We start from the raw sequence: 21205 nt of genomic DNA on the forward strand, positions 1-21205 counted from the left end.
ACCCTCACACGACTGGGAGCGGAGAGCGCTCCGGGGCACAGCATCGACCGGAACCGGCCGCTGACCCTCACCCTCGACGGCAGCACCCTCCCCGCCTTCGCCGGTGACACCGTCGCCAGCGCAGCGGTCGCCGCGGGCCGCCTGGGCTGCGGCCCCTCCCTCTACCTCGCCCGTCCCCGCGGCATCCTCGCCGCCGGCGTGGAGGAGCCCAACGCCCTCCTCCGGGTGGACGGCGCGGTCCCCGGAGCGCCCTCGGAGTCCATGCTCGCCGCCACCACGGTGGAGGCCGCCGACGGCCTCACCGCGCACTGGCTGCAGGGCATGGGCGTCCTCGATCCCGCAGGCGACGATGCCCGCTACGAGCACCGCCACGTCCACACGGACGTCCTGGTCGTGGGCGCGGGCCCGGCAGGTCTGGCCGCCGCGCGCGAGGCCGCGAAGACGGGCGCACGCACCCTCCTCGTCGACGAGCAGCCGGAGGCAGGCGGTTCGCTGCTCTCCGGCCGCGGCGAGCGCATCGACGACGAACCCGCTGCGGACTGGGCCCGGCGGACGCTCAGCCGCGCCCAGGAGCAGCCCGAATTCACGTGGCTGCCCCGCACCACCGCGATCGGGGCCTACGACTCCAACTACGTGATCGCCGTCGAGCGGCGGGCGGACGATGCCGCCGTCGCCGCACGCCCGGGGCTGGCGCGCCAGCGGGTCTGGCACATCCGCGCCGCACGCGTGGTGCTCGCCACCGGCGCACACGAACGTCCGCTCGTCTTCGCGGACAACGACCGGCCCGGCGTCATGCTCGCCGGTGCCGTGCGCACCTACCTCAACCGCTACGCCGCTGCCGCCGGTGAGTCCGTCGCCGTCGCCACTACCAATGACAGCGCCTACGACCTCGTCGAGGACCTCGCCGCCTCCGGCATCGCGGTGGCCGTGGTCGTGGACTCCCGCCCCCAGCCGTCCGCACGGGCCCGGCAGGTGCTGGAGTCCACGGGTGCGCGCGGCGTGTTCGGCGCAGCGGTGGTGGGCACGGACGCCGCCGTGGCCGGAGCGGCTGCCGGCGACGAGGCAGGCTCCGGCCGCCTCACCGCCGTGCGCATCTCCGCGCTCGACCCCGAGGGCCTGCCCACAGGAGAGGTCGAGACCGTCGCGGCGGACACGCTGGCCGTCTCCGGCGGGCACTCCCCCGTCCTCCACCTCCACACGAACCGGCAGGGCCGTGTCACGTGGAACGAGGAGCTCGCCGCCTTCGTGCCCGCCGCCGGCGTCCGTGATCAGGCCGTCGCCGGTGCGGCGAACGGCTCCTTCTCCCTCGCCGCGGCTCTGGCCGAGGGCGCACGCGCCGGCAGCGATGCCGCGGCCGCCACCGGGCACACCGCCCCGCTCGTGGTGCCCGCGGCACCGGAGACGGCCTCGGGCCCGGTGCGTCCGCTCTGGCTCATGCCCGCGGCCGGCGACGGCGGCGCCGCCACCGGTGAGGCCCTGCACTCGCCGGAACTCTGGCGCACCCACTTCGTGGACCTGCAGCGTGACCAGACGGTGGCGGACGTGCTCCGTGCGACGGGCGCCGGCATGCGCTCGGTGGAGCACATCAAGCGCTACACCTCCATCTCCACCGCCAACGACCAGGGCAAGACGAGCAGTGTGGCGTCGATGGGCGTGATCTCCGCGCTGCTGGCCGACGCGGGCGTCCCGGACGCCTCCCCCGGCGCCGTGGGCACCTCGTCCAACCGCCCGCCCTACACGCCCGTGCCCTTCGCGGCGCTGGCCGGACGCCGCCGCGGGGAGCTCTTCGACCCCGCTCGCGTGACCAACATCCAGCCCTGGCACGTGGCCCACGGCGCGGAGTTCGAGGACGTGGGCCAGTGGAAGCGCCCCTGGTACTACCCGCAGCCGGGCGAGGACATGGACGCGGCGGTGGCGCGCGAGTGCCTGGCCGTCCGCACCTCCGTGGGCATGCAGGACGCCTCCACGCTGGGGAAGATCGAGATCCGCGGCGAGGACGCGGCGGAGTTCGTCAACCGCATCTACACCAACGGCTTCAAGAAGCTGAAGCCGGGCAGGGGCCGCTACGGTCTCATGTGCACCCCGGACGGCATGCTGTTCGACGACGGTGTGACGCTGCGGATCGCGGACAACCGCTTCTACATGACGACCACCTCCGGCGGCGCCGCGAAGGTCCTCGACTGGCTCGAGGAGTGGCACCAGACGGAGTGGCCGGAGCTCGACGCCTGCTTCACCTCCGTCACGGAGCAGTGGAACACCATCGCCGTGGCGGGCCCCAGGTCGCGTGAGGTCATCCGGAGGATCGCGCCGGGGATCGACGTCTCCAACGAGGGCTTCGGGTTCATGGAGTACCGCGAGACGGTGCTGTCGAACGGCATCCCCGCGCGGATCGCCCGCGTCTCCTTCTCCGGCGAGCTCGCCTACGAGGTCAACGTCGAGAACTTCTTCGGGCTGGCCGCCTGGGAGCTCGTGGCCGAGGCCGGGGCGGAGTTCGACATCACGCCCTACGGCACGGAGACCATGCACGTCCTCCGCGCGGAGAAGGGCCTCATCATCATCGGCCAGGACACGGACGGCACCGTGACCCCGCAGGACGCGGGCATGGAGTGGGCCGTGTCCAAGCTGAAGAAGGACTTCATCGGCATGCGCTCGTACTCGCGAGCGGACACGGCGCGCGAGGACCGCAAGCACCTGGTGGGCGTCCTCACCGCGGACGGGCGGACCCGCCTGGACGAGGGCGCGCAGCTCATCGCCGCAGGCACCCCGGTCACACCCGAGGCCGGCCCGGTGCCGATGATCGGCCACGTCACCTCCTCCTACCACTCCCCCGTGCTGGGCCGGCCGTTCGGCCTCGCGCTCGTGGAGAACGGCCGCAACCGCCTGGGCGAGATCGTGCAGTCCCCGGTGATCACCGCGGACGGGAGCACGGAACTCATCGACGCGGAGCTCGTCTCCTCCGTCCTCTACGACCCGGAGGGGCTGCGCCGTGACGGCGACCCCGAGGAGGTGGCCGCGGAGACTGCCGCGCGCGAGGCCGCGGGCGCGGACGCCACGGGTGCGGGTGCGGCTGCGGAGGGCGCGGATCCTGCCGCCGGCGCCGCGGACTACGATCCCGAGGCTGTGCGCGCCCTCCGCCGTTCCCCCGCCCAGGACCGTGCCGAGGAGATGGCTGCGGCCTCCGTCGAGGGTGCGGTCACGCTGCGGGAGCTCCCGTTCCGCCCCCAGCTGGGCGTGCGTGCGGTTCCGGGGTCGGCCTCGGGCGCACGGGTGGAGCGCACGCTGGGCGTCGCGCTGCCCACCCGCAGCGGCCAGGTCACCGGTGAGGCGCGGGGCCTGCACTGCATCTGGATCTCCCCGGACGAGTTCCTCGCGGTGGACGCCTCCCGGGAGCAGGAGCACGGGGAGGCCGAGGCCCTCGCCGCCGTCCTCGACGACGACCGTCCGGGTGCGGGCAGGCTGCCGGGCCAGATCATGGACCTCTCCGGCAACCGCACGATCCTCGAGCTGGCCGGGCCCCGCTCCCGCGAGGTGCTGGAGAAGGGCGCTCACGTCGATCTGCACCCGCGCGCGTTCGCAGTGGGACAGGCCGCCTCCACGCTGCTGGGTCCGGTGCCCGTGATCATCCACCGGACCGAGGAGCAGACCTACCGGATCTACCCGCGGTCCTCGTTCGCGGACTACATGGTCCGGTGGCTGCTCGACGGCATGCTCGAGTTCCAGCCCATCTGAGGCGGTCCGTCCGGCGCGGGCCTGACTCGGCCGGCCCCGAGCCGGCCGAGTCCTCACCCACCGGCCCGTCGGGTCGGTCATCACCATCCACACCCAGCCCCAGAACCCCAGGAGGTCTTCATGACCGCTCAGCCTCCCGCTCACGACCAGGTCCTCACCTTCGCCTGCCCGCAGCGCGCGGGCATCGTCCACGCGCTCACCGGCGTGCTCGTGGAGCACGGCGGGGACATCATCGAGCTCAAGCAGTTCGACGATCCGCGCACCTCCCGCTTCTTCTCCCGCATCCGCTTCTCCCTGGACGCGGACGTGGACCTCGCGCAGGTCCACGCCGAGTTCGCGGCGCTGGCGGAGGAGATGGACGCCGAATGGGGCCTGCGCCCCGCGGACCAGAAGCAGCGCGTGCTGATCATGGTCTCCAAGTTCGGGCACTGCCTCAACGACCTGCTGTTCCGCGCGCGGATGGGCGAGCTCAACGCGGAGATCGTCGCGGTGGTGTCCAACCATCCGGACCACCGGCAGACCGTCGAGTGGCACGGCGTGCCCTTCTTCCACGTGCCCGTCACCAAGGACACCAAGCCGGAGGCGGAGCAGCGCCTCCTCGATCTCGTGGACCGCTTCGAGGTGGACCTGGTGGTGCTCGCCCGCTACATGCAGATCCTCTCCGACGAGCTCTCGCACGAGCTCACGGGCAGGGCGATCAACATCCACCACTCGTTCCTGCCCTCGTTCAAGGGGGCCAAGCCCTACCACCAGGCGTACGAGCGCGGTGTGAAGACGGTGGGCGCCACGGCCCACTACGTCAACGACGAGCTGGACGAGGGCCCGATCATCGCGCAGCAGGTCATCCCCGTCGACCACACCTACGGGCCCGAGGACCTCGTCGCGGCCGGGCGCGGCTCGGAGAGCAGGGCGCTGGCGGACGCCGTGAAGTGGCACTGCGACTCGCGGGTGTTCCTCAACGGTGCGAGGACGGTCATCCTCACCTGACTGGAAGCGCAGAAGCTCGGGTGCGCCCTGCGATTGCATGGCGCACCCGAGCTTATGCGCGTACGGACGGTCAGACCGTCAGCGGGCGATCATCCCGTGCGGGTCGAGGACGAACTTGCGCGCCGCCCCCTCGTCGAACGCGGCGTAGGCGGCCGGGGCGTCGTCGAGCGCGATGGGAGTGGCCTTCACGTTCGCCCCGATGCTCACCTTGTCGTGCAGGATCGCCTGCATGAGACCGCGGTGGTACTTCATGACCGGGCACTGTCCCGTGACGAAGGTGTGGGACTTGGCGAAGCCCAGACCGAACCGCATGGACAGCGAGCCCTCCTGGGCGGCCTTGTCCGCGGCACCGGGGTCGCCCGTCACATAGAGGCCGGGGATCCCGAGGCTGCCGCCGGCGCGCGTGATCTCCATGAGGGAGTTGAGCACGGTGGCCGGGGCCTCGGTCGCGGCATCGCTGCCGTGCCCGCGGGCCTCGAAGCCCACCGCGTCGATGCCGCAGTCCACCTCCGGCACGCCGAGGATCTGCTCGATCTGGTCCGCGGGGTTCCCCAGCGAGACGTCCACGGTCTCGCAGCCGAAGCTCCGGGCCTGCTCCAGCCGGTCCGCGTTGAGGTCGCCCACGATGACCACGGCGGCGCCCAGCAGCTGCGCCGAGGTCGCCGCTGCCAGGCCCACCGGCCCCGCTCCCGCCACGTAGACCGTGGAGCCCACCGTCACCCCGGCGCCCACCGCACCGTGGAAGCCGGTGGGGAAGATGTCGGAGAGCATCGTGAGGTCGAGGATCTTCTCCATCGCCTGCTCGCGGTCCGGGAACTTCAGCACGTTCCAGTCCGCGTACGGCACGAGCACGTACTCGGCCTGGCCGCCCACCCAGCCGCCCATGTCCACGTAGCCGTAGGCGGAACCGGGACGGTCCGGGTTGACGTTGAGGCAGATCCCCGTCTGCCGCTCCTTGCAGTTGCGGCAGCGCCCGCAGGAGATGTTGAAGGGGACGGAGACGACGTCGCCCACCTTCACGAACTCCACGTCGCGCCCCACCTCGACCACCTCACCGGTGATCTCGTGCCCGAGCACCAGCCCGGCCGGCGCGGTCGTGCGCCCGCGGACCATGTGCTGGTCGGAACCGCAGATGTTGGTCGCGATGGTCCGGAGGATGACGCCGTGGTCCACCTTCCTGCCCACGTTGGCCGGGTTCACGCCTGGCCCGTCCTTGAGCTCGAACTCCGGGTACGGGGTGTCGATGACCTCGACCTTGCCGGGTCCTACGTAGCTGACCGCCTTGTTGCTCACCGTTGAGCCTCCGATCTGGAGATATATCAGTGTGTTGATCAGTGGGATATCCCACCGTCCCGAGCAGTCTGTGCGGCGTGGAAACCCGCTGTCAAGGCTCCCGGGAGGCACGCCGGCCCCACTGAGCGGGAGCCCGCGAGAGGCTCCCGCGCGATGCCGCGGATGCGTGCCCGTTCATGCGTCCGCACCGCACGGTTTCCCGCACAGACTCGCGCTTTTCGCGCAGGAACGGATTCTCTACTCTTGCCTGTGAGCAACCGCACCCTCGGCATGCGATGCTCACTCCGGTCGCACGGGCACTGAGGCCCCACGCGCCCACCCCGTCCACCCGCCTCCCGGATGCTCGGCACCCGTCCGCTCCTCCCCGAACCGCTCCAGGAGAGTACCTATGGCACCTGCAGTGAACCTGACCCCCAAGACGCGGGGACGCCTCACCGCCTCGCTTCCCGAGGACCGTCTCGCCGAGCTGCGCAGTCTGCTCGACACGCGCAGGAAGGGCTTCTCCCTCGAGGCGCCCTTCTACACGGACCCCGCCGTCTTCACGGCGGACATGGAGGGGATCTTCGGGAATCACTGGGTCTTCGCCGCCAGTGTGGCGGAGGTGCCGGAGCCCGGCGACTACGTGACCGTGGACTACGGCCCGTACTCGCTCATCGTGCTCCGCAACGACGACGGCGGCATCAACGTCCTGCACAACGTCTGCCGGCACCGCGGCGCGCGGGTCCTCACGGAGGACTCCGGCACGACGGGCAACCTCGTCTGTCAGTACCACTCGTGGACCTACAACGCGGAGGGCACCCTCATCCACGCCTCGGCCCCGGGCGAGGCCGACTTCGCCAAGGGCTGCTACAACCTCAAGCGCGCACACTCCCGCGAGGTCGCCGGGCTCATCTTCGTGTGCCTGGCGGACGAGCCGCCGGAGGACTTCGACGAGGTCGCGAAGATCTTCGAGCCCTACCTGGGACCCCACGAGCTGGCGAAGACCAAGGTCGCCTACCAGCAGAACATCGTGGAGGAGGGCAACTGGAAGCTCGTCATGGAGAACAACCGGGAGTGCTACCACTGCGACGGCCACCCGGAGCTCGCCTGTTCGCTCTTCCCCACCTGGGGCCTCACGGACGGGATCATCCCGAACCACCTCGAGGACGTCTGGCAGCGCAATCTCAATGCGCAGGACGCCCTCGAGGAGCGGTGCAGGCGCTACGGTCTGCCGTACGAGGTGGTCGAGGAGCTGGACACCCGGATCGCCGGGATCCGCATCTCCCGCGAGTCCCTGGACGGGGCGGGCGAGTCCTTCTCCGCCACGGGCCGTCGTCTGTCCAAGAAGCTGCTGGGCGATCTGCGCGACTTCCGCCTGGGCCGCTGCTCCATGCACCTGCAGCCCAACTCCTGGTTCCACTTCCTCTCCGACCACGTCATCACCTTCTCCGCGTTCCCCATCAACGAGCACCAGACGCTGGTCCGCACCACCTGGCTCGTCGCCGACGACGCCGTGGAGGGAGTGGACTACGACCTCGACGAGCTCACCCACACCTGGAAGCAGACGAACCTCCAGGACAAGAACTTCGTCGAACTCTGCCAGCGGGGTGCGGCGAGCCCCGCCTACGAATCCGGCCCGTACATGAAGAGCGAGTACCAGGTGGAGGCATTCATCAGCTGGTACGTGGCTCGGATGCAGGAGCACATGGCATGACGGTGGAGATCTCGACCTCCGCTCTGCCCTTCGCCCAGCGCATCCGCGGCCTGGAGATGCCGTGGAACCGGGTCCTCCAGGCCACCTCGGGCCCGGCCGGTGCCGCCACCGCACTGGGACCCTGGCACCCCCAGGAATTCACCGCCGAGTGCGTGGAGACCGTGCCGGAGGTCGGCGACATGATGACCTTCGTGTTCCGCCGCACGGACGGGGCACCGCTCGCCTTCCGCTCCGGGCAGTATCTGAACATCGCCTTCCCGGTGGACGGGCCGGACGCGGAGCCGGTGGACCGCAGCTACTCCCTCTCCAGCGCGCCCACGCAGCCGTGGACCTTCTCCATCACGGTCAAGCGCGAGGCGGGCGGACGGGTCTCACCGTGGATGCACGAGAACGTGCGGCCGGGCACCGTGCTGGAGATGCTCGGCCCGGTGGGGGCCTTCCACCTGCCGGACGCGGACAGGCGGGCACGGTACCTCTTCCTCGCGGCAGGCTCCGGCATCACCCCACTCATGTCCATGATCCGCACCATCCACACGCTCCCGGGCTCCGCGGACATCGTCATGCTCTACCACGGCGCCGCGCCCGGGACCTTCGCGTTCTCCCGCGAGCTCGAGTACCTCGCCTCCGTCGACTACCGCATCGTCGTCTACTACTCGCTGGGCGACCGCAGCGTGGAGGGCACGTGGGAGGGGATGGTCGGCAGGCTGACCGGCTCCATGATCGAGGAGATCGCCCCCGACGCCAACGGCAGGCACGTCTACGCCTGCGGCCCGGAGGGCTACCTCAATGCCGCGGAGGAGCTGCTGCGCGAGCTGGGCGTGGACGACACCTCGGTGCACATGGAGTTCTTCTCCGGCACCCGCGAGACCAAGCTCGAGTACAAGGAAGAGGTGGCGATGGCCGGGGAATTGGCCGAGGAGATCGCCGCCTCCGAGGAGCTGCTGGAGGGTCAGCCCGCGGCCTTCGACGTGTACGGCATGGGCCTCAGCACGGATGCGCCCTCGCCCGAGGCCGTGCCGGCGGAGGACGGCGGCGCCGAGGCGGCGTTCGACTGGGACGACCCCTCCCCGTCCACCGGGGCACTCCCCCTCGTCGCAGTGGACGGCAGCGGGCTGCTGGCGGAGGACGCGGCCCCCGGCGCGACGGACTCCGCCTCCGCGGAGGAGCAGGCGCCGGCCGATCCGTCCGGCTTCGAGACGGTGGGCGAAGGCGGACTGACGATGTCCTTCATGCGCAGCCGTCTCAACGTGCGCATCGACGAGGGCGAGAACGTCCTCGAGAGGGCCTCCGCCGCAGGCATCCGGATCGCAATGAACTGCAAGGAGGGCATGTGCGGCTCCTGCAAGTCGGTCAAGCTCTCCGGTGAGGTCGAGATGAACCACCAGGGCGGGATCCGCGCACGCGAGATCGACGCGGGCAAGTTCCTCCCCTGCTGCTCCACCGCCCAGTCGGATCTCGTCATCGACGCCTGAGACCGAGGCCGTTTGCAGGAAGGGTGCTGACGCGGAGCCGGCCTGCGGGCGTGCAGCCGAGGCCGTTTGCAGAAGGGTGCCCGCCTCCAACACGGAGGCGGGCACCCTTCTGCGTATGCCGGGCGGGAGACGAGGCACGCCGCCTCCGGAGTCCCCGGAGGCGGCGTGTGCGGGTGTTCTCGTGTCAGCTGCGCCGGCAGCCGCACCCCGGCCTCAGCGGCGGATGCGTGCCATGCCTGCGTCGTAGACCGGCTCCGCGAGCACCTCTGCCGTGTGCACCCGGCCGAAGCGCATGATGCCGAGCTCCGTGCCCGGTTCGGAGAGCTCGCTCGGCACCCAGGCCAGCCCGATGACCTGCCCGGTGACATAGCCGAAGTCCGCGCTCGTCACCCAGCCCACGGCGTCGCCCTCGGCTCCCAGCCGGGCAGCTGAGCCCGCGCCGGCCGCGAAGACGGGCGAGCCGGCCTCGGGCCTGCCCGCGTCCATCCGCATGCCGAACGCCACCAGCCTGCGGCCGCGGGACGGCTGCGCGGCCAGCGCCTCCTGCCCCAGGAACCCGCCGTCCTTCTCCATGCGGACGGCGAAGCCCAGGCCGGAATCCTCCGGGGTGTCCTCCCGTGTCATGTCCGAACCCCAGGAGCGGTAGCCCTTCTCCAGCCGGAGGCTGCTGAAAGCGGACCGTCCCGCAGGGATGATGCCGTACTCCGCACCCGACTCGAAGATCGCGTCCCACAGCCGGAGCCCGTGGGCGGCCTCGGTGTAGAGCTCCCAGCCCAGCTCACCCACGTAGCTCACCCGCAGAGCGAGGACCGGCACGCCGGCCACCCTGATCCGAGCGGTGCGGAAGTACCGCAGGCCCTCGTGGCTGATGTCGCCCTCCGTGAGCGGGGAGAGGACATCGCGGGCGTGGGGACCCCACAGTCCGATGCAGCAGGTGGAGGTGGTGATGTCGTCGATCACCACGGAGCCGTCCTCCGGCAGGAGGCGCGAGAGGCGATCGAGATCGAGCGGACCGTTGGCGCCGATGAAGTAGTCGCCCTCACCCAGCACGGCCACCGTGATGTCCGAGAGGATGCCGCCGTTCTCATCGAGCATGAGCGAATATGTGACGGCACCCGGCTTCTTGCCCACCTTGTTCGAGTTGAGACGCTCGAGGAACTCCTTCGCACCGGCACCGCGCACACGGTAGCGGGTCAGGGAGGACATGTCGTAGGCGGCTACCCGGTTGCGGGTGGCCCAGGCCTCGGCTGCCGCGATGGGCGACCAGTTGGCCTGGTCCCAGGCGTCCCTGCGCGGCACGGCGACCGGGACCGGCGCGGAGAGGTCCTCGCTCAGCGCAGGGTCGTCCAGCGCGAAACCGGAGCGCGCCGCCTCACCGAAGGCCTTGACCGGACGCGAGCAGAACTCCGGGTCGTCGAACAGCGCCGCATTGCCGGCGTGCCACAGAGCCCGCTCCCAGCCGTTGGCCTCGGCCATGTAACCGCCGGCGTCGAGAATCCTGGTGTGGAACGGACTGGTCTTGAGACCGCGCGTGACCAGGGTGGACTGGTGGGAGAACGAGACGTCGTAGACCTCGTCATAGGCCTCGGCGGCCCGTCCGCGGATCCACGCGTCGCTGAGGAGAGCTGGGTCGAACCGGGCGAAGTCGAGCTCATGGGTGTCGAGGCCCGGGTCGCCGCTGACGATCCAGTCCGCCAGGACCTGTGCGCAGCCCGCCGACTGCGTCACCCAGATGGCCTGCGCGGCCCAGAAGCCCTCGAGCTGCGGCGACGGTCCCAGCATGGGGCCGCCGTCCGGCGTGAACGAGAAGACGCCGTTGAACTCGTCCTCGAGCGGCAGGTCCGCGACCGCCGGCAGCACGCGCGCCACCTCGGACCGGCAGAACTCGAAGTCCTCGACGGTGAATGCCCGCTTCGCCGGCTCCTGGCCGGTCTCCAGCAGGTGCGCGGTGTCCGTGAGGTCCTCCGGCGCCACCGGGATGGGCCGGTGCTCATAGGCACCGATCCCGATCCTGTCGCCGAACTCCCGGAAGTAGAGGCCCGAGCCCTGGTGCCGGACCATGGGGCGACCGGCCTGATCGTCCCCGAGGGCGGTGCCGTCCGGCGCGGTGCCGGGCAGCGCGGGCACCGGAGCCGTCCAGGCGAAGCCGTGCTCCATGGGGTGCATGGGCAAACGCAGCCCGCCGAGCTTGCCGAGGAGGTGGCCCCAGATGCCGCCGGTGGCGACGACGACGTCCGCCGGCAGCGTCCGGCGGTTCTCCCCGGTCTCCGCGTCCTCGACGATCACACCGGTCACGCGGGCGTCCGCGGACTCGACGTCGACCACGCGGGTGAGTGCGTGGAACTGTGCGCCGCCGGCTTCTGCGCGCTTGGCCTGGTACTCGACGGCACGGGAGGAGAAGACGACGCCGTCCGTAGGTGTGTGCAGCGCGCCGATGATCTCCGAGACGTCGAGGTCCGGCCAGAGCTCCGCCACCCTCTCCGGGCCGATGAGCTCGGCGGGGACGCCCCAGGCCCGGGCGTACCCGTAGCGGCGACGCAGCTCCTGGAGCTGGCCGTCCGTCGTCGCGATCTCGATGCCGCCCACGCGGTCGAGGAGCTTCCGTCCGTCGAGCTCCAGTCCGTCGAGCTTGTCCAGCGTCCGCTGGGCGAGCTGGCACATGATGCGCGAGCCGTTGGTCTGGAACACGAAGCCGGGTGCGTGTGAGGACGAGCCGCCCGTCTTGTAGAGCGGGCCCTGATCCACGACCGTGACGTCCGTGCAGCCGCGCGAGACGAGCTCGTCCGCCAGCGCGGCACCGACGACGCCGGCGCCGATCACGACGATCCGTGCCGCAGGATCGACCGGCTGAGGCTCTCGTGCGGTCACGCGTGAGGGAACCGTGAGGGACGCGCTGGTGGGCGGCGCGCCCGCAGGAGCGCCGGCGGTGGAGGGGGCGGGGACGGTCATGGTGCCTCCTTGCAGATGACTGTGTGCCGATGGTGGCGGTGAGATGTTCACCCGAGTGGGTTGCACATTGAGCAACAAACGCTTATTGTGCAACCATTCAATCGTCTCTCCACGGACCAGTCAAGAGACGATCCGTGCCGGTTCGAAGAGTTTCAGGAAGGGATCCGGATGGGCATCCAATCCGTCGATCGCGCGATGGAGGCGCTGGAGGTCCTCGCCGCCCTCGGAGAGGCAGGGGTGGGCGATGTCGCCGGCCGGCTGGAGGTGCACAAGTCCACGGCCTCCCGCCTGCTGTCCTCGCTCTCCGATCACGGTCTCGTGGAGCAGCAGGTGCCCGGCGGCGCCTACCGCCTGGGCTTCGGTCTCGTGAGGCTCGCCAGCGCGGTGACCAGCCGGATGGACTTCTCACAGGTGGGGCAGGCCCTGTGCGACGCCACGGCGAAGGAGCTGCATCTGACCAGCAACGTCGCGGTCCTCGACGACGTCTTCGCCGTCAACGTCTCGCAGGCGGTGGGTGACGGGCTCATGGCGCCGCGCCACTACGTGGGCCTGCGGACGCCGGGGCACGCCACGAGCTCCGGCAAGGTGCTGCTGGCCTGGGACGAGGCCGCAGCCCAGCGGGCGGCGGCCGGCGAGCTCGAAGCCCATACGGCGTACACGCTCGTGACCGCAGGCGCGCTGCAGCGCGAGCTCGAGTACGTCCGTCAGCGGGACTGGGCGGCCTCGAACGAGGAGTGGGAGGAGCACGTCACCGCCGTGGCCATTCCGCTGCGACTCCCCTCCGGCGCGGTCGAGGCCGCGCTCACCGTCACCGGTCCGGTCCACAGCCTGCCGCCGGAGTCGTTCGTCCAGACTGCGGAACGCCTGCACGAGCTGGCCGCGGCCTCCGGCAGGTGGGTCTGAGCCGGCTTCAGGTGGGCGGGTCTGAGCAGCAGCCTCCGGCAGATGGGGCTGGCGCTGCTGGCTGCAGGAGGGGCTGGTGGGTCCGAGCAGCGGCCTCAGACGGCCTCCGGCAGATCCTCCGGATAGACGATGTCGATCTCCCGGATGTCCCGCGAGAAGTCCTTGCGGTTGTTCGTGAGAAAGCGATCGGCACCGCCGGCCACTGCAGTTGCGAGGTGTGCAGCATCGGCACCGCGGAGGCCATAGGCGATGGAGAGCGTCAATGCCAGCCGAGCCGTGGCCGCATCACAGGGCAGGAGCGTGAGCCGCCCGAGGAGCCCCAGAAGCACGCGCACTTCAGCGGAATCAGGGTTGTCCCGCATAGGCTTGGCAAGCGTCTCCGTGAGCAGCAGGACTGAGCCGATGCCGGCCGCCGCCGCGCCCGCTTCTGCCGCGAACAGCCTTCTCACCCGGGAACCGAGAGGGTGACCCTTCGACGCCGCATAGATGAGCACATCAGCATCGAACGCCGTTCGCACGCTCATCGCGCAGCACGAGCGGCCCGCACGTCCTCCGCAAGCTCCTCAGCTCGCTGCCGGGTGAGCACCGGCTCAGGGAGAGCCTCCGCAGCCGCACGCTGCAGCATGGCATCAACGCGGTCCGCCTCCGCCCAGGCATCAGCTGCCCTGCGCGTCCTGAGCACGTCCGGATGCACGAGCACGGCGACGACCCGGCCATGTCGGGTGATCGAGACCTCTTCACCGGCCTCGACCAGATCAAGCTGTGCCGGAAGGTTCTGCCGCGCAGCGCTTGCGCTGATAGTGGACATGTACGACATTGTACGCTCCTGTACGTTCGACCGTGCTTCTTGCTGAGAAGAAGTCCGCCACCTGCCTCCGCAGCCGCAGGCTGCAGCCGCAACCGCACTCTGCAGCATGGCATCAACACGGTCCGCCTCCGACCGGCTTTCAGCCCCGCAGCGCCAGCGCGAAGGGCAGCACTGCCTGCGCGCCGGCCAGTCGCAGCTCACGGGCACAGACGGTCATGGTCCAGCGGGAGACCACCACGTCGTCGACGAGGAGCACCACCCGGCCGCGCACAGCCTCGGCCTGTTCCGGGGAGAGCGCATACGCGGCGTGCACATCGCGCAGCCGGAAGGCACTGTTGACGTCAGGACCGCCGTGGTCGCGCACCAGCTGGAGGTCCCCCAGATCCTCGAGCCGACCCGCAGCGGCGAGGTTGGCGGCGAGTGAGCGCACCGTGACAGGACGACGGGTGCTCGGAACCGCGATCACGCAGTCCGGCCGCTGCTGCCAGCGCCAGCCCTTGAGCGTCTGGATGCAGAGCCCGCCGATGTCGTCCGGCACCGGCGCGTCCGGCGCGGTGGGGGCGAGGAACTCCCGCAGCCGCTGCCCCGCGCCCAGATCCGTGAAGCGCGCGATGGCACGCCCCTCCTCCGCGCGCTCCTCCGGCGGGATCTTCCCCTTGAGGCTCACCCCAAGGTTGGCCATGCCCGTGGGCCACTGCCCGCGCACCTCGATGGGCAGACCCACGCCGCCGAGCACCTCGCGGGCGCGGTGGCGCGAATCGTCGCTCACGTGTTCGTCCCACCACTGGGCGTCACAGTTATCGCACCGGCCGCAGTCCTGCGGATCCGGGTCGTCGAGCGCCTCGGTGAGGAAGCGCATGCGGCAGGTGGTCGCGGACTCGTAGTCCAGCATGGCCTGCGCCTCCGCTCGCCGCACCTGGGCCACGTGTGCGTAGCGCTCCGCATCGTAGTGCCAGCCGGCGCCGGTCGATTCGTAGCCGCCGCGCACCCGCCGCACCGCGCCGTCGACGCTCAGCGTCTTCAGCAGCAGTTCGAGACGGCCGCGGCGCACGCCCACGCGCGTCTCCAGCGCCGGGACGGAGAGCACGCCCTCCGCGTCCAGTGCGGCCAGCACCCCGCGCGCGTCCTCCTCCGCGGGCATGGACGCCGTGGCGAAGTACTCCCAGATGTCCTTGTCCTCCGCGCCCGGCAGGAGCAGCACGTCCGCCGAGGCCGCCGCACGGCCGGCACGGCCCACCTGCTGGTAGTAGGCCACGGGTGAGGAGGGCGCACCCAGGTGGATGACGAAGCCCAGGTCCGGCTTGTCGAAGCCCATACCCAGGGCCGAGGTCGCGACGAGCGCCTTGAGCTCGTTGTCCTTGAGCGCCTGCTCCAGCCGCTCGCGCTCCTCCGGATCCGTGCCGCCGGTGTAGGTCGCCACGTCCCAGCCCGCGTCCCTGAGCGCCCGCGTGGTGTCCTCAGCGGCGGAGACCGTGAGGGTGTAGATGATGCCAGAGCCCCAGAAATCGCCCAGGTGCTCGGACAGCCAGGCCAGGCGCACGGTGGGCGGACGCACCGGGGAGACGCCCAGCCGCAGGGAATCACGCGCGAGCCTGCCGCGGATCACGAGGGTGTCGTCGCCCAACTGCTCGGCCACGTCCGCGACGACGCGGGAGTTCGCAGTGGCGGTGGTCGCCAGCACCGGCGTCTGTGCGGGGAGCTCGCGGATCATCGAGCCTATCCGCCGGTAGTCCGGGCGGAAGTCGTGTCCCCAGTCGGAGATGCAGTGCGCCTCGTCCACGACGATCATGCCGATGGACGCGAGCAGATCCGGCAGCACGGTGTCCCGGAAGGAGGGGTTGGTCAGGCGCTCCGGCGACACGAGGAGGACGTCGACGATGCCGGCGCGCAGATCCTCCTGCACGGAGTCCCACTCCGCGGCATTGGCGGAGTTCAGCGTCCGTGCGACCACACCGGCGCGTGCGGCGGCCCCCACCTGGTCGCGCATGAGCGCGAGCAGCGGTGAGACGATGAGCGACGGACCGCGGCCGGCCTGCCGCATGAGCTTGGCTGCCAGGAAGTAGACCGCGGACTTGCCCCAGCCGGTCCGCTGCACCACCAGCACGCGGCTGCGGCGGGCGACCAGCGCCTCGATCGCCTCGTACTGACCGTCCCGCAGCTGTGCATCCGCTCTGCCGGTGAGGTGCGTGAGCAGCCGCGTCGCCTCTGCGTGCAGCGAGCTCTCCGGTGCGCTCTGGCCGCCAGGCACACCCTGGTCTCCCAGCGCGTCCCGCCCATCCGGCACGCCCAGTGCGTCCCTGCCGCCCTGCATGTCCTGCGCGTCCTGCGCGTCCTGCATGTCCACCCTGCTCACCTCGGCCTCGGTCGGTTTCCGGTGTCCGGCGTCCGAGAGCGGCACCCGGTCTCCGGTAGTCTGCCCACCACTCTAGGAGGACCCACGGACATGGCGGGTTCGCGCCCTGCGGGGACGACTCCGCGTACACAGCGCAGTGCGAACTCGTCACGGCGAACGGCGGCTGCACCGGCAGCTGCAGAAGGAGGAGCACCATGAGGCTCTGGACAGTGCACCCCCGGCATCTCGACCGGCAGGGTCTGCTCGCATGCTGGCGGGAGAGCCTGCTGGCCCAGGCCGTACTGCACGACCCGAGCCGCGGCTACAGCCGCCATCCGCAGCTGATCCGCTTCCGCGCGCATTCCGATCCGGCCGCGGCCATCCGCGCGTTCCTCCTGGGGCTCCAGATGGAGGCGACGGTACGGGGCTACCGCTTCGACGCCTCCCGGATCCTCGATGCGGACGAACTGACCGCGCAGCTCCCCGCGACGGACGGCCAGCTCGCGTTCGAATGGCAGCACCTCATGGCGAAGCTCCACCACCGCAGCCCCGCCCTCGCACAGCGGTGGAGCGGGATCGAACTGCCGGAGGCCCACCCCGTCTTCAGCATCGTCCCCGGTCCCGTGGAGTCCTGGGAACGCGGTGCACCAGCCGAAAGCACAGGACCCACAGACGCCGGCGTCTCTACCTCCAACAGCAGCAGCTGAGGGAAGTCCTCGAGGACTTCGTCCACCGAAACACCCTCGGCGAGGAGTCCCAGCACATCGCCCACGCGCATGCGAGTCCCGCGCACCACCGGACGTCAGTGGGCAACCGCAGGATCGACGACGATTCGCTCGTGCAGATTCATGTCCCCATGGCATCTGTGTGTGATCGGCAGCGGAATGACCGGTCACGGCATCAGGCATCGCGCATCGCGGGCCGTCAAGTCCCACCACCGGCACCGCATCGTGACCTCGCATGACGAGCCCGTTGACGGTGCCGAGGACTCCACTGCTATGATCAGCAACACAATGTTCCGGGGACGGTGAGATTCCGTACCGGCGGTGACAGTCCGCGACCCGGCTCCGCTCTCACGGGCGGATCCGGCTGATTCGGTGAAATTCCGAGACCGACAGTGAAAGTCTGGATGGGAGGAACATCGTGATCGCTCAGCGCACCCGCGCAGATCACGGTCGGCAGTCCGTTCGGCTCGCCGCACCCTGATCAACGGCGACGGCGCGCGGCACCCGCCGCGCAGCACCTCCCATGCATCCCGGCCGAGGGATCGGGAGGGATGGATGAGCCGCACGCCGCAGCCTCATTCCACTGCCGCGCTGGAACGCGCCATGAATGCCGCGCTCTCCGCCGCGCTCCGCGGCCCACGAGGGGCGAATCCGCTGGTGGGGGCCTCCGTCCTCGCCACTGACGGCACACTCGTCACCGGCCACCACGCCGGCGCGGGCACGCCGCACGCAGAGGTCGAGGCCGTCCGCGCCGCGCATGCCGCCGGCATCGACCTCACGACGGCGACGATGTGCGTGACCCTCGAACCGTGCACACACCACGGCCGCACCGGCCCGTGTGCACAGCTCCTCCTGGAGACCGGAGTGCCCGAGGTCGTGATCGCCCGGAAGGACCCCAACCCCGGCGCCGCCGGCGGCATCGCGGTGCTGGAATCCGCGGGGGTGCGTGTGCGCACCGGCCTGCTCGAGGACCGCGCCACCGCCCTCAACGACAGATGGCTCAGCGCCGTGGAGCAGTCCCGCCCCTTCGTCACGCTCAAGCTCGCCCAGAGCCTCGACGGCAGGATCGCCGCGGCCGACGGCACCTCGCAGTGGATCACCTCACCCGCCTCGCGGGAGCGCGTGCACCGCCTGCGCGCCCTGGCCGACGGCGTCGTCGTGGGCACGGGCACCGCGCTGGCTGACGACCCCCGCCTCACCGCACGCATCGCCGCACGCGCCGGCACGGACGGGAGCCCGCACGACAGCACCGGCCTGCACTCCCGCACGGGCGGGAACACAGAGGAGGACACGCCCGCCTCCCAGCCCGTCCCGGTGGTCGTGGGTCTGCGCGCACCGGCCCCGAACTCGCACCTGGCCCGGAATCCGCGCACGGTGCATCTGCGCACCCGCGATCCCCTGGCAGCCCTGCAGGACCTGCACGCCCGAGGCCTCGAACACGTGCTCGTGGAAGGAGGCGCAGGCCTGGCAGGAGCGCTCGTCCGTGCTGACCTCGTCGACAGCCTCGAGGTCCACCTCGCTCCTGTGCTGCTGGGCGAGGGACGCCCTGCGCTCGCGGGGCTGGGCGTCTCCACCCTCGCCGAGGCCGTCCGCTGGCTGCCTGATCCCGCGGCGGACTGGGACACCGCCCCGCCTGCCGCTGCCACGGACACCGTGCTCCGGCTCGTTCCCGCAGCTCGGGATCGCGGCAGCAGCACACCGGACCACGCTCCTCACACCGGCACCGCTCCGCCCGGTCCCGGCGTCGCCGCCCCGGAGGCAGTTCCCGCAGCCTCGGCTCCCGCGGCCTCGGCCGCCCCGCACTCCCCCAGGAAGGACTGACACATGTTCACCGGAATCATCGAGGAGAAGGGGACCGTCACGTCCCTCACCCGCACCGAGCACGGCTCTGCGATCCTCATCATCCGCGCCGGCGCCGTGCTCGCCGGGCTGCCGGAGGGCGGCTCACTCGCCGTCAACGGCGTCTGCCTCACCCAGGCCGCGGCCGAGGCGAACGCGGCTCCGGCGGCCACCACGGCCTCGGCTGCGGAGCAGGTTCCCCCGGAGGCGCCCGGGGCCGGCCCGGCACCGAGCCCTGACACAGGATCCGCCCCGGAGGCGGCCACCGAGTTCCGCGCGCACGTCATGGGAGAGACGCTCGACCGCACGACGATCGGCACCCTGGCACCCGGCGACACCGTCAACCTGGAACGCTGCCCGCGCGCCGGCGACCGCTTCGACGGCCACATCGTGCAGGGCCACGTGGACGGCACCGGCGAGGTGCTCGCCAAGGAGGACCTGGGCGACTGGGTCCGCCTGCGGGTGAGTCTGCCCGCCCGCCTGGCGCCCTTCACCGCGGAGAAGGGCTCGATCGCCCTCGACGGCATCTCACTCACCCTCACCGCCGTGAGCCCGCCGGCCACCCAGCCGCACTGGGTCGAGGTGGGGCTCATCCCCGCCACCCTCGCCGCCACGCGCATGGGAGACATCCGCCCCGGCGACCCGGTGAACATCGAGGTGGACGTGATGGCGAAGTACGCCGCCCGCCTCGCGGAGTTCGACCGCCCGGCGGGCTCGCACCCCGCCACGACCAGCGGGGACGCCTCGCACACGCACGAAGGAGCACACGCATGATCCGCCTCGACAGCATCGACGCCGCCCTCGCCTCGCTCCGGGACGGCCGCCCCGTAGTGGTCGTCGACGACGAGGACCGCGAGAACGAGGGCGACCTCATCCTGCCCGCCGGCACGACCACCCCGGAGTGGATGGGCTTCGTGGTGCGGCACACCTCGGGAGTGGTCTGTGCCCCCATGCCCGCGGCTCGCGCCCGCGCCCTGGAGCTGCCGCCCATGACCGCGGTCAACGAGGACGCCAAGGGCACCGCCTACACCGTCTCCTGTGATGCGCGCGAGGGCGTGAGCACCGGCATCTCCGCGGCTGACAGGACCGTGACGGTCCACGCACTGGCGGCGGGCACACCGGATCCCCGCGCGATCACCCGCCCCGGCCACGTCTTTCCGCTCATCGCCCGCGACGGCGGCGTGCGGGAGCGCGCCGGCCACACGGAGGCCGGCGTGGAGCTGTGCCGGCTCGCGGATCTGGGCGAGGTCGCGGTGATCGCGGAGCTCGTCCACGACGCCGGTGACATGATGCGCGCACCCGCGCTGCGGGAGTTCGCGGACGACCACGGGCTCACGATGATCTCGATCGCAGATCTCATCGCCTGGCTGGAGGCGCGCGAGGCCGGGCGGGCAGATGCCGAGGTACCGGCTGCTCGCGAGGCCGCACCCTCCGCAGACCCGCAGGCAGGCGCAGACTCGCGGATCGCCGCAGGCGAGCAGGCTGCTGCCCGGGAACCGGCCAGTGCCTTCGACCATGCCGCCGCCGAGGTGGCGGGCACCGAGCCGATCGCGCTCCCCACCCCCTATGGCACCTTCACCACGCGCGCGTGGCGCGCGCTGGACGGGGCCGGAGCTCCCACGGGGCCGGAGCATCTCACCCTGGTCAGCCCGGGAACCGGCGCACCTGCGGGTGCAGCCTCGGGTGCCGGCGCAGGCGCAGCTGCGGATCCGACGGCTCTGCTGCCGGGCGCGGTGCGCGGGGCAGGCACGGCAGCGGAGGCGGCCTCGGGCACAGGGGCATCTGCAGGCACCGCGCCGCTGGTCCGGGTGCACTCGGAATGCCTCACCGGCGACGTCCTGGGCTCGCACCGCTGCGACTGCGGGGAGCAGCTCACAGCCTCGCTGCGGATGATCGCGGAGCGCGGCGGCGTGCTCGTGTACATGCGCGGGCACGAAGGGCGCGGGATCGGGCTGTGGGAGAAGCTGCGGGCCTATGCGCTGCAGGATTCCGGCGCGGACACCGTCGAGGCGAACCTCCGCCTGGGCCATCCGGCCGATGCCCGCGACTACCGCGACGCCGCCGCGATCCTCCGGGAGCTGGGGGCGAGCACCGGCATCCGCCTCCTCACCAACAACCCGGCGAAGATCGCGGGCCTGCGCGCGCTGGGCATCGAGGTGGTGGAGCGGGTTCCCGTCGAGGTCCCCAGCCGCGAGGAGAACGCCCGCTACCTGGCGACCAAGCGGGACAGGATGCAGCACCTCCTGGGCGGTTCCGTGCTGCCTTCCAGCGCTCAGCCGTCTGCGATGCAGCCGCCCAGCAACCAGCCGTCTGCGACGCAGCCGCCTCGCACCCAGCCGCCCGGCGCGCTCACCTGCGCCTGACAGGTCTCGCTCGCGCACCGACCGGTCACCGCGTGGTCCTCCGGGCACTGCGCTGACCTCCGGGGCAGAGCAGGACAGCCCGCGCGGACGTACCCGCGCACCTCCCCGGCGG

At 71.3% G+C, this 21205-nt stretch carries 13 protein-coding genes, 2 pseudogenes and 1 riboswitch; of the genes and pseudogenes, 10 read left to right on the forward strand and 5 right to left on the reverse strand.

Annotated features, from left to right (window positions below):
* Positions 1 to 42 precede the first annotated feature (42 nt).
* From Q0A33_RS00020 to purU, 3 genes and pseudogenes are all read left to right on the forward strand, one after another.
* Positions 43 to 2994 (forward strand): annotated as a pseudogene (locus tag Q0A33_RS00020) (2Fe-2S iron-sulfur cluster-binding protein); the annotation flags it as partial.
* A gap of 270 nt (positions 2995 to 3264) precedes the next feature.
* Positions 3265 to 3729 (forward strand): annotated as a pseudogene (locus Q0A33_RS00025) (sarcosine oxidase subunit gamma family protein); the annotation flags it as partial.
* A gap of 120 nt (positions 3730 to 3849) precedes the next feature.
* Positions 3850 to 4716: a formyltetrahydrofolate deformylase gene (gene purU / locus Q0A33_RS00030; protein WP_291791293.1), complete on the forward strand. Its 867-nt coding sequence runs from the start codon at positions 3850 to 3852 to the stop codon at positions 4714 to 4716.
* Between the two features lie 78 nt (positions 4717 to 4794).
* Here the strand turns inward: purU and fdhA are convergent, their stop codons facing one another.
* Complete coding sequence (gene fdhA, locus Q0A33_RS00035; RefSeq protein WP_291791296.1) at positions 4795 to 6009, reverse strand: formaldehyde dehydrogenase, glutathione-independent; 1215 nt, start codon at positions 6007 to 6009, stop codon at positions 4795 to 4797.
* A 388-nt stretch (positions 6010 to 6397) separates the two neighbouring features.
* Between fdhA and Q0A33_RS00040 the strand changes: the two genes are divergently transcribed.
* A complete protein-coding gene (locus Q0A33_RS00040; RefSeq protein WP_291791299.1) occupies positions 6398 to 7702 on the forward strand; it encodes an aromatic ring-hydroxylating dioxygenase subunit alpha in 1305 nt (434 codons plus the stop codon).
* Entirely contained in the window at positions 7699 to 9174 is a 1476-nt protein-coding gene (locus Q0A33_RS00045; protein ID WP_291791302.1) for a ferredoxin reductase, read from the forward strand. Before Q0A33_RS00040 ends, Q0A33_RS00045 begins: the two co-directional genes overlap by 4 nt.
* Before the next feature lie 213 nt (positions 9175 to 9387).
* On the opposite strand, the gene Q0A33_RS00050 is transcribed toward Q0A33_RS00045, so the two are convergent.
* Positions 9388 to 12123 carry an FAD-dependent oxidoreductase gene (locus Q0A33_RS00050; RefSeq protein WP_291791305.1) on the reverse strand — a complete coding sequence of 912 codons (2736 nt, stop codon included), beginning with the start codon at positions 12121 to 12123 and terminating at the stop codon, positions 9388 to 9390.
* A 168-nt stretch (positions 12124 to 12291) separates the two neighbouring features.
* Here Q0A33_RS00050 and Q0A33_RS00055 point away from each other — a divergent pair, with 168 nt between their 5' ends.
* A complete protein-coding gene (locus Q0A33_RS00055; RefSeq protein ID WP_291791308.1) occupies positions 12292 to 13026 on the forward strand; it encodes an IclR family transcriptional regulator in 735 nt (244 codons plus the stop codon).
* Between the two features lie 95 nt (positions 13027 to 13121).
* Here Q0A33_RS00055 and Q0A33_RS00060 read toward each other — a convergent pair whose 3' ends face one another.
* From Q0A33_RS00060 to Q0A33_RS00070, 3 genes are all read right to left on the reverse strand, one after another.
* Positions 13122 to 13550, reverse strand: a complete 429-nt coding sequence (locus Q0A33_RS00060) for a type II toxin-antitoxin system VapC family toxin (RefSeq protein ID WP_291791311.1) — start codon at positions 13548 to 13550, stop codon at positions 13122 to 13124.
* Positions 13547 to 13834 (reverse strand): type II toxin-antitoxin system prevent-host-death family antitoxin, encoded by a 288-nt coding sequence (locus Q0A33_RS00065; protein ID WP_291791314.1) that lies wholly within the window; start codon positions 13832 to 13834, stop codon positions 13547 to 13549. The genes Q0A33_RS00060 and Q0A33_RS00065 overlap by 4 nt, the downstream gene beginning before the upstream one ends.
* Positions 13835 to 13973: 139 nt before the next feature.
* Positions 13974 to 16172 (reverse strand): RecQ family ATP-dependent DNA helicase, encoded by a 2199-nt coding sequence (locus Q0A33_RS00070; RefSeq protein WP_291791330.1) that lies wholly within the window; start codon positions 16170 to 16172, stop codon positions 13974 to 13976.
* A 209-nt stretch (positions 16173 to 16381) separates the two neighbouring features.
* Here Q0A33_RS00070 and Q0A33_RS00075 point away from each other — a divergent pair, with 209 nt between their 5' ends.
* The 4 genes from Q0A33_RS00075 to ribB all read left to right on the forward strand — a co-directional run bounded on the left by Q0A33_RS00075 (position 16382) and on the right by ribB (position 21093).
* A complete protein-coding gene (locus Q0A33_RS00075) occupies positions 16382 to 16873 on the forward strand; it encodes a pyrimidine dimer DNA glycosylase/endonuclease V (protein ID WP_291791316.1) in 492 nt (163 codons plus the stop codon).
* Positions 16874 to 17176: 303 nt separating this feature from the next.
* A riboswitch (FMN riboswitch) is annotated at positions 17177 to 17311 on the forward strand.
* Between the two features lie 135 nt (positions 17312 to 17446).
* The gene (gene ribD / locus Q0A33_RS00080) at positions 17447 to 18712 is read left to right on the forward strand and encodes a bifunctional diaminohydroxyphosphoribosylaminopyrimidine deaminase/5-amino-6-(5-phosphoribosylamino)uracil reductase RibD (protein ID WP_291791319.1); all 1266 of its coding nucleotides are present in this window, start codon (positions 17447 to 17449) and stop codon (positions 18710 to 18712) included.
* 3 nt (positions 18713 to 18715) lie between these two features.
* Entirely contained in the window at positions 18716 to 19504 is a 789-nt protein-coding gene (locus Q0A33_RS00085; protein WP_291791322.1) for a riboflavin synthase, read from the forward strand.
* On the forward strand, positions 19501 to 21093 hold the full coding sequence (ribB, locus tag Q0A33_RS00090) for a 3,4-dihydroxy-2-butanone-4-phosphate synthase (protein ID WP_291791324.1): 1593 nt from the start codon (positions 19501 to 19503) through the stop codon (positions 21091 to 21093). The genes Q0A33_RS00085 and ribB overlap by 4 nt, the downstream gene beginning before the upstream one ends.
* Positions 21094 to 21205 lie beyond the last annotated feature (112 nt).

The sequence above is a fragment of the Brevibacterium sp. genome, from assembly GCF_022712115.1.
Lineage (GTDB): Bacteria > Actinomycetota > Actinomycetes > Actinomycetales > Brevibacteriaceae > Brevibacterium > Brevibacterium salitolerans.